Here is a 15,405-nt window from a genome sequence, read left to right on the forward strand (position 1 = left end):
AACAAGACGAAAGTGTAATCCTGGCGGCCGGTGGCGGGGGAGAGATCGTCCCGGGCGCGTAACCATGCGCCTCGCCGGTGGCTGGGCGGCGTGATGCTGTGGCGTCGCTCGCCCGTGAGAAGGCCCACCCGGCACCGCCGACGCCCGGCGCGACGCCGGCGGGTGCCATCGCGATGATGGACCCGGGCCACCCGGTCCCGTGGCGCCAGGCCACGGGCGTGCGGGCAGCCACGGGGACGGAGGCAGTGCGGTGGAGACGACAGCGCCGTCCGGGCGCCAGCTCGAGCTGGTCCACGGCGAGAGCCGCGCGGTGGTCACCGAGGTCGGCGGCGGCCTGCGCGACTACCGGGTCGGCGCCGTCACGGTGCTCGACGGCTACGGCCCCGGGGAGATGGCCGGCCGCGGCCGGGGGCAGCTCCTGCTGCCGTGGCCGAACCGGGTCGCCGCCGGCCGCTACACCTTCCGCGGGACGAGCCACCAGCTCCCGGTGAACGAGGTGGCGCTGGGCAACGCCAGCCACGGCCTGACCCGCTGGCTCGGCTGGGAGCTCGAACGCCTGGACGCAGGCGCGGCGCGGGCCCAGGTCGTACTGCGCGCCCAGTCGGGGTACCCGTTCACCGTCGCCTTCTCCGCCCTGTACCGGCTGGACGGCGACGGGCTGACCGTCTCACTCACCGCGACGAACCTGGGCGACACCGCGGCGCCGGTAGGCATGGGCGCCCACCCGTACTTCGTCCTCGCCGGCGCGGACGGATCACCCGCACCGGCCGACGACATGACGGTCACGGTGCCCGCGGCGACCCGCCTGCTGACCGACGAGCGCCTCATCCCCGTCGGCGCCGAGGACGTCGCCGGCGGGCCGTTCGACCTGCGCGACCCCCGCCCGCTGGGCGGGCTGATCCTCGACACCTGCTTCACCGATCTCGAGCGGGCGGCGGACGGCCGGGCCCGCGTTACGCTCGCCGCGGCCGGTGGCACCCTGACGATCTGGCAGGACGCCGCCTGGCCCTACGTCCAGTTGTTCACCGGGGACACCTTCCCCCCCGGCCAGCGGCGGCGCAGCATCGCCGTCGAGCCGATGACCTGCCCGGCGAACGCGTTCAACAGCGGCGACGGGCTGCGGGTACTCGAGCCGGGCGAGTCGTTCGCCGGTTCCTGGGGGGTGCGCCCCGACCTGTGCTGAGCGCGGGCCGGGCCAGGCCCGGCTGGGTCTGGCGCGGCCAGGGCTGCTCGGCCGGGGCCGGCGCGGCTGGTTGCCGAACCCGTCAGCGGGCGAGCAGCAGGTCGAACTGAGCCTGCGCGGCCTCCGGCGAGTCACGCAGCAGCCGGACGAAGCGGCGGACGGCCTCGACCCCCTCGGCCTCGTAGCGCTCCTCCAGTACGTCGGCCCCGCGGTACGGCCAGGACCGCAGCGAGCCCGACCGGATGTAGCGGGCGCACTCGTCCCACATCCGCGGGTCACGGCGGTAGAAGTGCCGCTGCGTCCACGCCGCCAGGGCCTCGTTCAGCCGGGAGGCCGCCGTCCACGCGGGTGTGCCGGCCGCACCGGCCCGGGCACCGTGGTCGTCCAGGCCGGTGGCGATCGCCGCGTGGGCGTGCTCGTGCACCAGCGCCATCTCGCAGAACGCGGCGGCCCGGTCCCAGGTCGGCTCGTCCACGACCGCGTCGCCACGCAGCGAGGCCGCGATCCGGCCGAAGGCACCGGCCCCCATGAGCACGGCCGGCGCGGACGTCGGCACAAGCATGCCGGAGCGCCCGAACCGCCCCGCCCCGCCGGTATGCCGGAAGACACCGAAGGCGGGCGCGCCGGAGCGCAGGTAGTCGGAGACGACCCGCTCCCGGGTGTCGACCAGCAGCCGGAGATCCTCCAGCGCGGCGACGAGCCGGGCCCGGAAGGCGTGGTCGACCGGCGGGTCGACGACCACGCCGCCCACCGAACGCTCGATCGCCCCCGCGGCGCGCGGCCCCAGCTCGGCGACCAGCCTGGCGCGTACCTCGGGGTCGATGCGATTACGCGAGTTCGCCCGGATGTGCCGGTCGACGTAGCGGGTGACCAGCTCGCAGTACAGACCGGCGAAGCTGGGGAAGTCCTCGGCGCAACGCTGGCGCCAGATCAGGGGCGGCTCGGGGCCGGCCGGGGGCTCGGGGCCGTCGCTGAGGTCCGTGGGCTGCCCCGCCAGGTAGCGGCGGGCGTTACGGACGAAGCCGCCCGCCGCCTCCCGCCGAACGTGCTCAAGGTCGGTGCCGGGCCCGACGTCCAACACGTGGGAGTGGAAGATCAGCAGAAGCTCGCGGACGCGGCCGGTCACCGCCTCGTCCTCGACGTCGAGCACGCCGGGCAGGATGTCACCGGTGTTCTCGTCCGCGAGGTGCCGCGCGTCCGGCTCGCAGTTGCGGCGCAGGCTGGTGACCGTCGTGTCGTCTGTGACGTAGGTCGGCGGCGGGTAGTAGCGCAGGCCGGTGAGATCCTCCAGGAACGGCACGACCGTGCGCAGCGACTCCCCGATCCGTTCGACGTTGCCGCCCGACAGCGCCGGGACGAGCGAGAAGACCGGGAAGGTGACGTCCACCCGCCGCGGCACCGTGCCCGCGTCGCGCCGATCGGCCGCCTCGCCGCCGGGACCGCTCGCGTGGCCCGGGCCGCTCGGGCCGCTCGGGCCGCCCGAGCCGCTCGGGCCCTGCGGACCGCCGGACGCGGTCGGGCCCGGCGGGACGGGAGCGGCGTCCGCGGCGGCGCCGGCACGGGCACCCGCGGCGCCAGGGCCCGCGCCTGCGCCCGCCCGGGCGAGGTTCGCGAGGCGGTCCAGCGCGGTGGACCAGCGATCGACCTGCCGGAACGGGAGATCCACGAGCGGCAGCGGCGGCTCGGGTACCGGCCGGGACCACTGGAACGGGAAGACGAACGCGCCCTCCGGTCGGCGGTTCGCGGCGACCTCCAACGCCCGGCGCCATTCCTTCTCCACGTAGTCCGTCGCCGCGGAGGCCGGGGACCAGAAGAGCGCGAAAAGGTCGGCGCGCTCGATCGCCGCCTCGAGTTCGGGTTTCCACTCCCGGGCCCCGTCGACGTCGAGGACGTCCATGAACAGGGTGATGCCCAGCGCCCGGTAGATCTCCCGGAATCGGCGGGCGATGTCGATGTCGGCCCACGCGTAGGAACCGTAGATCTCGCGGAACATCGGCGCCGAGCCTGTCACCGTCACCGGCGTTGTCGACGGGTCCGCGGCGGTGGAGACGGCGAGATCCAGCGGAATCCGTGCGACGGGAAGGCCGTCGAGGCTGATCTGGACATGCCCGTGACAGCGCTCATCGCCGCCGTCGCCCGGCGCGTGGATGACCTCGAACGAGGCCGTCTCCGGCTCCGGCCCCCATACGACGGGAATCCGCGGTGGCCGGAAACGCAGATGGGGAACCGCGGGGGTGATTTCGAGCTCGGTCCCGGCCGGAATCGATCCGGGCGCCGCGGGCACCCCGACGGTGACCGGCCGCCACCCGAGCGCGGAGGCGGCCGCGGGATGACGCGCGGTGAACCGCACCGCCGACGGCTCGGCCGGAACGACCGGCGGAACCGGCTCGCCCGGCGCCACCGGGACGGGCGCCGTCGGCTCGGCGGGCACCGTCGGCTCGGCCGCAGCGGTTCCGGCCGCCGCGGCGCCAGCCGCTGCCGTACCGGAGGCCGCGGTGGAGGCGGGCCGCGCACCGGGCTCCGCCGCCGCTACCGGATCGGCGGGCGCGACCGACTCCGCCGGCACGGTAGGCTCCGCCGTCACTACCGGCTCCGCGGGCGCGGTGGGCACGGCTGGTCGTGGGCGACCGAAGGTGTTCCGGCGCCGGGTGGCCGGCCGGCCGGACTCCGCCTCGGCCTGCCGGAGCTGCCACGCGGCGCGCCGGCCGGCGGCGGCGACGGCGCTCGCCAGGCCACCCTCGCCCATCGCGGCCTCCCAGGCGCCTCCGGTGACACCGACGATCGCACCGGCCATCTCACTCACCCTCCGCGACGGGTCGAGCACGACGACGTCGACCGTGATGCGGGCACGCGCGCAGTCGTAGGCGGCCTGGAGCAGGTCCCCTGGTGCCGTGAGGTCGTCGGTGACCAGCAGCAGGCGGACGAACAGCGGCTTCTCGGTCAGCTCGGCGACGTGTAGCCGGGCCCGTTCCAGCGCGGCGGCGAGATCGGTGGCACCGGTCGGGGCCGCAGTGCGCAGCGTGCGCTCGAAGGCTGCCCGCTCGCCGGCCAAACCCTGGTAGACCACGTCGGCGGAGTCGACGAATCCGACCAGGACGGTCGGCATGTCCGGCGGCAGGGTGGCCAGCGTGTTCGCGACGCTCTCCACCGCGACATCGAGCTTGCGCCGGCCGACCACTCCGTGCTGATCGGAGCCTGGTCGCTCGCCACCATGCTTACCGGAAACTGAATTTTCGGGAACAGCCTGGTCAGGGCCCTGATCGGGGGTAGCTGAGCCGGCTGGAGAGCGCCCGTGGCGACGTCCGGCGAGGTGTGGGAAAGTCCGTGGACCGGCGCCGCTCCGCGCACTTCCGCGGCGGCCGAACAGTGGCCGGGCGGAATCGACGGCGAACGGCTCGGTCATGGACGCCGAATGGTCTAGCAGAACAATCCACACCGCGCCGACTCCCCCCTGACCGACGGCAACCGGAACGGGACCTCGGGTATGTGGATCAGCGTACGCGAGCGGTGCGACGGCGGCGGTTACGGGCTGTCGGCCGTAACCGAAACTGTCGCTCCGTCTCCGGCCGTCAATCGTTACGGGCCACCGGCCGTCAGCGGGGTTTCTTCGCGCGGCTCGGCTGCACGCGCCGTGGCTCACCCGCCATCTTCGGGTGGTCGGGCGGATAGGGCATGTCCTCGAGGCCGTGCTCGCGCAGGTCGCGCTCCCACCACTCGAGCAGCGGCGTGAGATCGTGCGCCGTCTCGTCGATGCCCGCCCAGCGGTCACCGAGGCGCGCGAAGCGCTCGGGCACCGTGCGGACGGTGAAGTCACGCGGCTCGGCGTCGGCGAGCTCGTCCCAGCCGAGCGGGGTGGAGACCGGTGCCCAGGCACGCGCCCGCGCCGAGTAGGCCGAGGCGATCGTGCGGTCGCGGGCATTTTGATTGAAGTCGACGAACACCTTCTCGCCGCGCTGCTCCTTCCACCACGCGGTGGTCACCAGGTCGGGGCGGCGTCGCTCCAGCTCCCGGGCGAGCGCGATGGCCGCCTGGCGCACCTCGGTGAACGTCCACCGTGGCTGGAGCCGGACGTACACGTGCACGCCACGGCCACCGCTCGTCTTGGGCCAGCCCACCCAGCCCAGTTCGTCGAGCAGCGCGTGGGTCTCGGTGGCGACGGTCACCGCGTCGGCGAAGTCGGTGCCCGGCTGCGGGTCCAGGTCGATGCGCAGCTCGTCGGGATGGTCGACGTCGCCGCGCCGCACCGGCCACGGGTGGAACGTGATGGTGCCCAGGTTCGCCGCCCAGGCCACGACAGCCGGTTCGGTCACGCAGATCTCGTCGGCCGTGCGCCCGCTGGGGAACGTGATCCGCGCCGTTTCCACATAGGACGGCGCGTTCTTCGGGACGCGCTTCTGGTAGAACGCGTCGCCCGGTGCCCCGTCGCGCTGGGTGAGCTGGGCGCCCTCGACCACGCCGCCGGGCCACCGCTCCAGCGTCGTCGGCCGCAGGTGCAGGGCCCGGACAAGCCCGTCGGCGACCGCAATGTAGTAGCGGACAAGTTCGATCTTGGTGACGCCGGCCTCGGGGAAGTACACCCGGTCGGGATTCGTCACCCGCACCGACTGGTCACCGACCACCAGCTCGACCGGCTCACCGTGCCTGGACACCGCCATGGGGGGACGGTAACCCCGAGGTCCGACGAGACACGGCCTGGCGGACCGCAATCCGCGGAGACGGTCGCGGCCGGCGGTGGCGGCGCAGTGGCCGGCGGTGGCGGTGGCGGCGCCTCGGGCGAGGCCGGGCCGCACCCGCCGACCTGTGCGCCCGGCGGAGATGTCCCGGCTCTGGCTGCCCCGGCCCGATCGTCCGCCGTGCTCCGCCGGCCGCACCGGCCGCGACGATACGGGCGACCTCCGCCGCCAGCCGGGAACCGGGCTGGAGGTCGCTGACAGCACGGGACAGCGCGGCGAGCCCGCCCGGCTCCTCGGCGAGCTCGTCCACAAGCGCGATGAACCACAGGCGCGTCATGTCGTACTCGACGAGGTGCAGCCGGCGGCCCGGACCAAGGCGCCGAGCGATCCTGTCCCGCAGCAGGCGCCGCGCGGACGTCCCGGCAAAGCCGGGCGCCGCGTCGAGGACGTCCACCAGAGTGCCGCGGAACGAACAGCTGAGGTCGGCCGGAGCGGTCGTCCCCTCCGGCGGCTGCGTGCTCAATGTGCGTTCTTCACCGAAGGGCACTCCCGCCAAGGGCATCGGACGACCCCCGTTCTGAAGGGCGCTGGTTTCCGAACGGGCCGTCGGTACCGGCGAATGGTTTGCGTGTCCGCCGGAGACAGTTGATAAAGCAACGCGCGACGGGAGCCGAGCACGGGGCCGGTCAGGGTATCGACCACAGCCGCACGGTGGCGTCCGTGCTCGCGCTGGCCAGCACGGCGCTGTCCGGGGAGAACCGCACGGACAGGACCCAGTCGGCATGCCCGGTGAGTGGCCCGCCCCGGGACCGGACGTCGGAGAGGTCGGCGACGTCCCACAGCCGGACGGTGTTGTCGTGGCTGCCGCTGGCCAGCGTGTGGCCATCGGGTGCGAACGACAGGGACCACACGCGGCTCTTGTGCCCCGCCAGGTCCCTGCCGACGGGGCGCGGGTCGCTGGGGATCGCGAGATCCCACAGACGGATCACGCCGTCGGCACCACCCAGGGCGAGCACCCGGCCGCGCGGGGAGAAGGCCGCCGCGGCCGTCCTGCTGGGCCCGACCAGCCCCCGCTCCAACCTGCGCGGGGCGGCACGGCCGTCCAGCTGCCAGAGCACGACGGTGCTGTCGTCTCCGGCGGCGGCCAGGACGAGCCCGTCCCGGGAGAACACCACGGATGAGACGTAGCCGCGGTGGCCGGTGAGCGACCCGAGCGGCTTCGGCGCCGTTCGGTCGGCCACGTCCCACAGGCGCACCGTGCTGTCCTCGCCCCCGCTGGCGAGCGTCTTCCCGTCCGGCGAGAACGCGACCGACCACGCGTTCCCGACATGACCGGTCAGCGGCGTGCCGGGCGCGGATTTCGGATCGTGGCCGGTCACGTCCCACAGCCAGACGGTCCCGTTCCAGTCGCTGCCGGCCAGAGTCCGGCCGTCCGGGGAGAACGCCAGCGAGGTGACCCCGTCCTCCGGTCCGGGGAGCGGGCGGCCGAGACGCTCAGGAGCGGCTCGGTCCCGCAGGTCCCAGAGCCACACCTCGCCCTTCTTGTCACTGCTGGCCATGATCTGCCCGTCCGGGGAGAACACCGCCGACAGCGCCCAGTCCGTGTGCCCGCTCAGCGGGTGGCCGAGCAGCCGGGCACCGTCCGGGCGGCCCAGGACGACGGCGAGCCCGGTGCCGACCGCTCCGAGCAGAACCACCAGGACGGCGGCCGTCACGATGAGCCGCCGGCCAGGCGAACGGCGTGCGCCACGCCGGGCTCGCCCGCGCGAGCCGGCTTCCGGTTCGGCCGGGTCGCGGCCCGCCCCGCTCGGGGTGTTCCCGTCCGCCGGCGCCTTCCCGGGCGCACGGTCGTCGGGTGCGGGATCCGCTCGTTTCCCCTCCGGCACCTTCCCCGGCGGCTGGGGCGGTGTCCCGGGTTCCACCGGCAGCGGCGTCACGTGAATCCCGCCCGCGTGCCGCGTCCTGGACGGTGCCATGCCGGTGGCGGCCATCAGGTCGTGGTCGACGTGCACGGGCACGCCCGACCGTGGGATCCAGTTCGGTCCGAACGCCTCGGTGGCGGCTCGGGAGAGGTCGAAGGCGAAGGCGTACGCCGACGAGGGACGGTCCCCCGGGTCGCGGGCCAGTGCGCCCGCCACCACCGTCGCGACTGGATCGGGGATCCCCGATCCCAGTGACAGGCCGACCTGGGACGGGCCGTCCGAGCCCTGGCACGGAATGGACGCGGAGTCTGCGGGGGCCACACCCGTCAACAGCTCGAAGAGCACCACGCCAAGGGCGTAGATGTCTGTCGCGCGCTGCAGCTGGCCACCCGCGAACTGCTCGGGGGCCATGTAGAGCGGGGTCCCGACGACCGTGCTCGCCGCCGGACCGGACCCGGCGACGACCTTCGCGATGCCGAAGTCCGCCACCTTCAACCGGCCGGCCGTGTCGAAGAGGATGTTGTCCGGCTTGATGTCGCGGTGCAGCACGTCGTGATCGTGCACGCAGCGCAGCGCCTGCGCGACGGCAAGGCCGACCGCGCAGGCGGTCAGCGGCGTCATGCCGGCCCGGCGCCGGGTGAGCGTGCCGCCGCTGAGCATCTCCATGACGAGCAGGCTGAGCTCGCCCGCCTCGACATAGTCGTAGACCCGGACGACATGGGGATGGTCGAGGCCGGCGAGGATCCGCGCCTCGTCCGCGAAGCTGCGCCTGCCCGGCGCCCGCATCACCACCTTGACGGCGACATCGCGCTGCAACCCTCGATGCCAGCCCGCCAGGACGAAACCGGAGGCGCCCGCGCCCAGCAGGTCACCGAGGGTGTAGCCCGGCAGCGCCGCGGCAAGCTTGGCCCGGTCGTACATCATCACCACCGGGTCCGGTCGCGGATCGGTCCGAGGACCCCTGCACTATCCCCATAAATGCCGCAGATCTCCCCCACGACGCGTCATCCTAGAGCCCTCCGGTCAGGCGCTCCGAAAGGCCCCACGATCTCCCTGCCCATCGCGTCCTCCTCCGCTGCTCCGCGTTGCAACATTCCCTTCTCTCCGCCCTTTGACGCGATGCTTTCCGACCCGCGACCGGTCCGTCGCAGCCGTACCAAGCCGGTTGCCTTCGCCTGCATAGCTGCCGGAATCGCGGAGGGTCACCGCAGGCCGGATCGATCGCGGCCGTGCCGCATTCTCTGGGTCTCTCCGCAGGCCTGGAAATTCGGAGATCTGCCTCTTGGGCAGCACACGATCCGAATCCTGCGGAACCCGTCGTCCTTGGGGCCGACGGTTCTCGTCGGAGCCGTCACTCTGGGATGAGCGGTTGCTACGACGGAAGGTGGCCGCGGGCATCCCCGTCCGCGAAGTCATCCAGTGCCCGGATGATCTCCTTGCCCAGCGACTCGCTGCCGGTGTGGCCCGAATCCGTCACGGGGATGAGACGGGCTCCCGGCCAGGCACGCGCGAGTTCCCAGGCGGTCGCGAAGGGGCTGCCCAGATCCTGGCGACCGTGGATGAGCACGCCCGGGATGCCGGCCAGCCGTCCCGCCTCGCGCAGCAGGATTCCCTCCTCCAGCCAGGCGCCGTGCGCGAAGTAGTGCGCGCAGATGCGTACGAGGGCGAGCCGGGCCGCGGGCGCCCGGTCGCTGTAGACGTTCCTCCGCCCGTTCGGCTCCAGCGAGATCACCGCGTCCTCCCAGGCGCACCACTCGCGCGCGGTGAAAGCCCTGGCCTCGGGATCCGGGTGTTCCATCAGCCGGGCGCACGCGGCCGCCAGGTCGCGCCCGCGCGTCACGGCGAGCGCCGGATCGAGCTGCGCCGAACCGGGGTGCGCGGCCCTGGACGGAGCCATCGCGGCGCGGAACCGCTCCCACTCCTGCGGCAGAAACCGCGCCACGCCGCCGTACAGCCAGTCGATCTCCGCCCGCCGCGTGGTGGTCACGCCCGCGATGACGATCCCGGACACCCGCTCGGGGTGCCGCTCGGCGTAGGCGAGGATCAGCGTCGACCCCCAGGAGGCCCCGTAAAGCGACCACCGGTCGACGCCGAGGTGCCGCCGGAGCAGTTCCATGTCGGAGATCAGGTGGTCGGTGGTGTTGTGCCGCAGGTCGGTCGCCGGGTCCGCCGCGTGCGGCGTGCTGCGCCCGCAGCCGCGCTGGTCGAACAGGATGATCCGGTACCGGGCCGGGTCGAAGTAACGGCGCGAGCCCGCGGAGCACCCGGAGCCCGGTCCCCCGTGGACGACGAGGACCGGCCGGCCCGACGGGTTCCCGCAGGTCTCCCAGTAGATCTGGTTCGGATCAACGCCCTCGCCGCCGCCGACAGACAGCAGGCCGTGCGCATACGGCTCGATCGGGGGGTAGAGAGGGCTCACACCACCATGATCGCATTCGCAGTTCGAGCGGACTGAAACGAGTTGTCATGCAAGCCAGGTCCCGCGGCCCGGCGATGCGTGGCGGCGGAGGGTCAGCAGCCGGTGCCGGCCTCCAGGCGGCTCCGGCGAAGGGGCAGGGTCCGCTCCCCGTCCACGGCAAGGCTCGCAGGTGTCACGGGAATCGCTGGAATCGCTGGGACCGCTGGAATCGCTGGGACCGCTGGAATCGCGGTGGGCCGTCCGGCGGAGCCGAACTTCCCGTTGAAGATCTTCCGGAGGAGAGGGGACCGGCGGATGGCGAAATGGTGCGTCGCCAGCGTCACGCCGAACGTCAGCGCCGTGGCGAGGAGCATCCGCGGGGCGCGCAGGCCCGGATCGAAGGAGAGGACCGTCGCGAAGACGTAGATCCAGAAGAAGTGGAGGAGATAGACCGTGTAGGAGGCGTCCGCGAGATAGCGGACGGCCGGTACGGGCCCGGGGACGAGCCGCGCGGCGAGCGCGAAGAGCGTCGCGATGAGCGGGATCGAGAACAGGGTCTCGGTCAGCACCAGGCCGGTTCCCGCCGAAAGCCCGGGGACCCATTCCTGCTTCGAGGCGAGAAGGGCGAGACCGGTGACCGCGAGGAAAACCGGCGCCGGCCGCTGGAAGAACGGGACCAGCTGGTCACGGCCCTGGTGGAGGAGCACTCCGAGGAGGTAGAAGGGCAGGAACTCCAGCGTGTGCTCGACGAGCACGGCGTGGGTCCCGGTGCCGATGACCGGTTCGAGCACGATGCGGTGGGCACCGCGGATGACCACGGTCGTACCCACCACGAACAGTGTGATCGCGGCCATGGCCCGCAGCCGGCCGGCGGTGACGCGCCGGTACGCGCCCGTGCCGACCAGTCGCGACAGTGCCGCCACCGCGGCGGGGCTCAGCAACGCGTAAGCGATCAGCGCGAAAAGGAACCACAGGTGCAGGTACCAGCTCAGGTCACCCCCCTGCGAGGGGAGCGTGTTCCCGAGCACGAAGTCAAGGAACGACACGTTCGGGTCGTTGTGGAAGTTGTACGTCAGCCACAGGGTGGGCGGATTCACCAGCACAAGCGTGAACACCAGCGGTGTGCCCACCGAGGCGAGCCTGCGGCGCACCCCTGCTCTCGCCCCGTGTTTTCCCAGCACCATCGCGGCCAGGAATCCGGAGATGACGAAGAAGCCCTCCATCCGGAAGAGGCTGGAGGCGTAGCCGATTCCGTCGAAGACGGGGTCCTCTCCGAGCGTCGACGCGTGGACGAAGACTCCCACCAACATGAACACGCCGCGCAGTGCGTCCAGGTGGTGGTAGTACACGCTCGGCCCGGACGGCCCGCCCCGCTCCCGCACGGTTCCTCCCCCGGCCGGGGCTGCGACGCGCTCCGCATAGGCGTCCGTCATTGCCCCCGGCGGAACAAATAGTACTTTCAGGACGAAAGACCCGTAAGCGTCAACTAACGCTTTCGTGCCGACCTGGCGTTCCGGGCTCCCTGTTCGTCCGCCGGTGGCCCGACGGCCGCTGCCACCTGCGCGGTCGCGCCTGGGCCGGGCGGATCACGCCGATCGCGTCCGGCACGGAGCCGGGTGACCTTCCGCCCGCGGCGGCCTGACCTTCGGACGTCGGCGGCCCGACTCACGCACGCTGTGATCCCCACGGGTTGACCGGCAGTCTCATGCCATGCGTGTGGCGACGACCGGCAGCGCGGTCCCCGTGGGCGCCGGGCAGGGTCTCGGCGCGGTGCCGGGGCTGCCCGCCACTCTCACCGAGACGCTGACATCGGTGCTCATCTTTCTCGGCGATCGGGTCTACAAGATAAAGAAGACGGCCGATCTCGGGTTCCTGGACTTCCGCACCCGTGACGCACGTCTCGCCGCCTGCCAGGCCGAGGTCGAGCTCAACCGCCGCCTGGCCCCGGACGTCTACCTGGGCGTCGCCGACATCTCCGGCCCCGACGGAACCGTGTTCGACCACATGGTCGTGATGCGGCGCCTGCCCGCCGACCGCCGGCTGTCCGCCCTGGTCACGGCCGGCAACGACGTCACCGGCCCGCTGCGCGCGATCGCCCGGCTGCTCGCCGACTTCCACGCCCGCTGCTCGACCTCGCCGGAGATCACCGAGGCCGGGTCGGCCGCCACCCTGCGCAGCCTGTGGGACGAGGTGCTGCGCAGCGTCGAGCCCTACCTCGGGCCGGTGCTCGACACGACCACCATCGACACCGTCCGCCACCTCGCCGAGCGCTACGTCGAGGGCCGCGAGCCGCTCCTGCGCGAACGGCAGCGCGACGGCCGTATCCGCGACGGCCACGGCGATCTGCTCGCCGACGACATCTACTGCCTCGACGACGGCCCGCGCATCCTCGACTGCCTGGAGTTCGACCGGCGGCTGCGCGTCGGCGACGTGCTCGCGGACGTCGCCTTCCTCGCGATGGACCTCGAGCGGCTCGGCCGGGCCGACCTCAGCCGCTTCCTGCTCGACCAGTACCGGGCCTACACGGCCGTCACCCATCCGCTGTCCCTGGAGAGCCTCTACATCGCCTACCGGGCGTTCGTGATGTGCCGGATCGCCTGCACCCAGTACGCGCAGGGCTCGGCGGCGGCCGCCGCGGAGGCCCGGGCGCTGGCCTCGCTCGCGCTGGCCAGCCTGCGCCGCGGCCGGGTCCGGCTCGTCCTCGTCGGCGGCACGCCCGAGTCGGGGCGCTCCGCGCTCGCCGCCGACCTGGCCGAGGCCGAGGGCTGGACGGTGCTGCGCGCCGAGTCCGTTGCCCGCGAGCTGAACCACCTGCCGCGCACCGACCCCGACGGCGCACGCGACGGCACGCACGACCACACGCACGACGGCCGGCGGGACGCCGCGGACGACGCGGTGTACTCCGAGCTGCTGCGGCGGGCCGGCACCGCCGTGGAACGCGGCGAGTCCGTCGTCATCGACGCGTCCTGGGCCCGCCGCCACGACCGCCAGCGCGCCGCCGCGCTCGCCCGCTCCACCGCCACCGACCTCGTCCAGCTGCGCTGCGCACCCCCGGAACCGGTCCTGGCGGGCCGTTCCGTCGCGCAGGCCGGTCCGGGCTTCGACCTGTCCGCACTGACCGGGCACGAGTACACCTTCCACACCGACCCGTGGCCGGAGGCGAAGACGCTTGAACACGGACCCACGCCGACCGACATCCTCCGGGCGGCGCGGCGGGCCACGCGGTGAACCGCCGGCCGCCCACCCGTCGCCGCCCGCCCAGCAGGCCGCCCCGGCGCCCACCCAGCCGCCCGCCCAGCCGTCCGCGGGCCCGGCCATGACGCCGCCACCCGGCCCGGGCGGCGACGGGCTGATGTTCCCCACCGTGGCCCGGCTGGAGCTCGACGACCTGCTGACCCAGCTCGTCGACCGCGCCCGGGACGTCCTCGCCACCCAGAGCCGGCTGCGCGGCCTGCTGCAGGCGAACCGGATCATCGCCACCGACCTGCGGCTGCCCGTCCTGCTCCGGCACATCGTCGAGGCTGCCACCGACCTGCTCGGCGCCCGCTACGGGGCGCTGGGCGTCATCGCGCCCGACCGCACGCTCGAGGAGTTCGTCCACGTCGGCATGACCGACGCCGACGTCGCCAGGATCCGCTACCTGCCCACCGGGCAGGGGATCCTCGGCCTGCTCATCGACGACCAGCGGCCACGGCGCGTCGACGACATCGCCGACGACCCGAGCGCGTACGGCTTCCCGCCCGGGCACCCGCCGATGCGGACCTTCCTCGGCGTCCCGATCATGGTGCGCGGAGAGGTCTTCGGGAACCTCTACCTCACCGACAAGCATGATGACGCCCCGTTCACCGCCGAGGACGAGGAGCTCGCCCTGGCGCTGGCCGCCAACGCCGGGGTGGCCATCGAGAACGCGCGGCTCTACCACGAGTCGCAGCAGCGGCACCTGTGGATGACGGCCTCCGCGGAGATCACCCGGCTGTTCATGGCCGGCGCGCCCGACTCACTCGGGATGCTGGCCCGCCGGGTGCTCGACGTCGCCGACGCGACCTTCGTCGCCCTGGCGCTGCGCGCCGACGACGGGGACGGCGACGGGCAGCACGCCCGCGTCGCCGTCGCGGTGACGGACCAGGATCAGAACCACGCGCACGACCGCGACCGCGCCGCCGCGGGCCCGGTACCGGCCGGCGGCGGGCGGGCGGGGCGCCGCATCCCCCTTGAGCACACGCTGACGGGACGGGTCCTCACCGAGCGGCAGGCCCTGCGGGTCGACAACGCCCAGCTCGACGCCCTTCCGGACGAGCGCACGAACCGCACCGGCCCGCTGATGGTCGTCCCCCTGGTCGCCGGGACGGACCAGTGTGACGGAGCGCTGCTCGTCGGCCGGGACCATGGCGCCCGGGCCTTCACCGACACCGACCTCGTACTCGCCACCAGCTTCGCCGGCCACATCGCCATCGCGCTCGAGCTCGCCCACACCAAGGCCGACCAGGAGCGCCTGCTCGTCCTCGCCGACCGCGGGCGCATCGCCCGGGACCTGCACGACCACGTCATCCAGCGGCTGTTCGCCGTCGCGCTCGGCATGCAGGATCTCGCCCAGTACGAGAACCCGTCCAACGCCGACCGCATCACCGCCTACATCGAGAACATCGACGCCACCATCAAGGACATCCGCCGCACCATCTTCGAGCTCCGCAGCACCCAGCCCGGCCGCGGCAACCGCCTGCGCGGGGCGCTGGAGAAGATCTCCGACGACATCCGGCCCGCGCTCGGCTTCACTCCCGCGATCACGCTGAGCGGCCCGCTCGACTCGCTTGTCGACGACCGGCTCACCGACCACCTGATCGCCGTCGCCCGCGAGGCTCTCACCAACACCGCCCGCCACGCCCGCGCCACCACCGCCGAGCTCCGGCTCGCCGTGCTCGGCGACACCATCACTCTCGACGCGGTCGACGACGGCGTCGGCATCGGCGACTCCACCCGGCGCAGCGGCCTGGACAACCTGCGCACCCGCGCGGAGATCGTCGGCGGCACCTGCTCCGTCACCACGCCCCCCGGCGGCGGCACCCACCTCCGCTGGACCGCCCCGCTGTAGCCGGCGGGCCGGTCGCGGCCGCCGGCCCGGTCGCGGGCGCGGACGCAGGTGCGGCGCGGCCGCGGGCCCCGTCCCGGTCCCGGTCCCGGCCCACGACCGGACGTCCGGAGGCCGACCAGTCCAGACGTCCGGGTGCCACC

General features: G+C 73.4%; 9 protein-coding genes. 3 read left to right on the plus strand and 6 right to left on the minus strand.

From position 1 onward, the window contains the following. The first annotated feature begins 250 nt into the window (after positions 1 to 250). Positions 251 to 1,183 carry an aldose 1-epimerase family protein gene (locus tag AC559T_RS15195; protein WP_498869152.1) on the plus strand — a complete coding sequence of 311 codons (933 nt, stop codon included), beginning with the start codon at positions 251 to 253 and terminating at the stop codon, positions 1,181 to 1,183. Between the two features lie 82 nt (positions 1,184 to 1,265). On the opposite strand, the gene AC559T_RS15200 is transcribed toward AC559T_RS15195, so the two are convergent. From AC559T_RS15200 to mdoC, 6 genes are all read right to left on the minus strand, one after another. Next, positions 1,266 to 4,331 carry a TIR domain-containing protein gene (locus AC559T_RS15200; RefSeq protein WP_498869153.1) on the minus strand — a complete coding sequence of 1,022 codons (3,066 nt, stop codon included), beginning with the start codon at positions 4,329 to 4,331 and terminating at the stop codon, positions 1,266 to 1,268. 445 nt (positions 4,332 to 4,776) lie between these two features. Next, the gene (gene ligD / locus AC559T_RS15205; protein ID WP_498869154.1) at positions 4,777 to 5,838 is read right to left on the minus strand and encodes a non-homologous end-joining DNA ligase; all 1,062 of its coding nucleotides are present in this window, start codon (positions 5,836 to 5,838) and stop codon (positions 4,777 to 4,779) included. Continuing rightward, the gene (locus tag AC559T_RS15210) at positions 5,816 to 6,379 is read right to left on the minus strand and encodes an effector-associated domain 2-containing protein (RefSeq protein ID WP_498869155.1); all 564 of its coding nucleotides are present in this window, start codon (positions 6,377 to 6,379) and stop codon (positions 5,816 to 5,818) included. The genes ligD and AC559T_RS15210 overlap by 23 nt, the downstream gene beginning before the upstream one ends. A gap of 163 nt (positions 6,380 to 6,542) precedes the next feature. Then, on the minus strand, positions 6,543 to 8,702 hold the full coding sequence (locus AC559T_RS15215) for a WD40 repeat domain-containing serine/threonine protein kinase (RefSeq protein WP_165938769.1): 2,160 nt from the start codon (positions 8,700 to 8,702) through the stop codon (positions 6,543 to 6,545). 448 nt (positions 8,703 to 9,150) lie between these two features. Then, positions 9,151 to 10,197, minus strand: coding sequence for a prolyl aminopeptidase (gene pip, locus AC559T_RS15220; protein WP_071065767.1), 1,047 nt, complete (start codon positions 10,195 to 10,197; stop codon positions 9,151 to 9,153). A gap of 92 nt (positions 10,198 to 10,289) precedes the next feature. Further along, positions 10,290 to 11,609: a glucans biosynthesis protein MdoC gene (gene mdoC / locus AC559T_RS15225; RefSeq protein WP_498869156.1), complete on the minus strand. Its 1,320-nt coding sequence runs from the start codon at positions 11,607 to 11,609 to the stop codon at positions 10,290 to 10,292. A gap of 277 nt (positions 11,610 to 11,886) precedes the next feature. Here mdoC and AC559T_RS15230 point away from each other — a divergent pair, with 277 nt between their 5' ends. Beyond that, on the plus strand, positions 11,887 to 13,404 hold the full coding sequence (locus tag AC559T_RS15230) for a bifunctional aminoglycoside phosphotransferase/ATP-binding protein (RefSeq protein ID WP_368953476.1): 1,518 nt from the start codon (positions 11,887 to 11,889) through the stop codon (positions 13,402 to 13,404). Between the two features lie 124 nt (positions 13,405 to 13,528). Next, on the plus strand, positions 13,529 to 15,265 hold the full coding sequence (locus tag AC559T_RS15235) for a sensor histidine kinase (protein ID WP_498869170.1): 1,737 nt from the start codon (positions 13,529 to 13,531) through the stop codon (positions 15,263 to 15,265). Positions 15,266 to 15,405: the final 140 nt, after the last annotated feature.

It is taken from the genome of Frankia sp. Hr75.2 (genome assembly GCF_949319125.1).
GTDB classification, from domain to species: Bacteria; Actinomycetota; Actinomycetes; order Frankiales; family Frankiaceae; genus Parafrankia; species Parafrankia soli.

What these genes read in the sequence shown, in the direction of transcription:
- ligD (WP_498869154.1), bottom strand. Translation starts at nt 5,838, where the DNA reads ATGGCGGTGTCCAGGCACGGTGAGCCGGTCGAGCTGGTGGTCGGTGAC.
- AC559T_RS15235 (WP_498869170.1), top strand. Translation starts at nt 13,529, where the DNA reads ATGTTCCCCACCGTGGCCCGGCTGGAGCTCGACGACCTGCTGACCCAG.
- mdoC (WP_498869156.1), bottom strand. Translation starts at nt 11,609, where the DNA reads ATGACGGACGCCTATGCGGAGCGCGTCGCAGCCCCGGCCGGGGGAGGA.
- AC559T_RS15215 (WP_165938769.1), bottom strand. Translation starts at nt 8,702, where the DNA reads ATGATGTACGACCGGGCCAAGCTTGCCGCGGCGCTGCCGGGCTACACC.
- AC559T_RS15230 (WP_368953476.1), top strand. Translation starts at nt 11,887, where the DNA reads ATGCGTGTGGCGACGACCGGCAGCGCGGTCCCCGTGGGCGCCGGGCAG.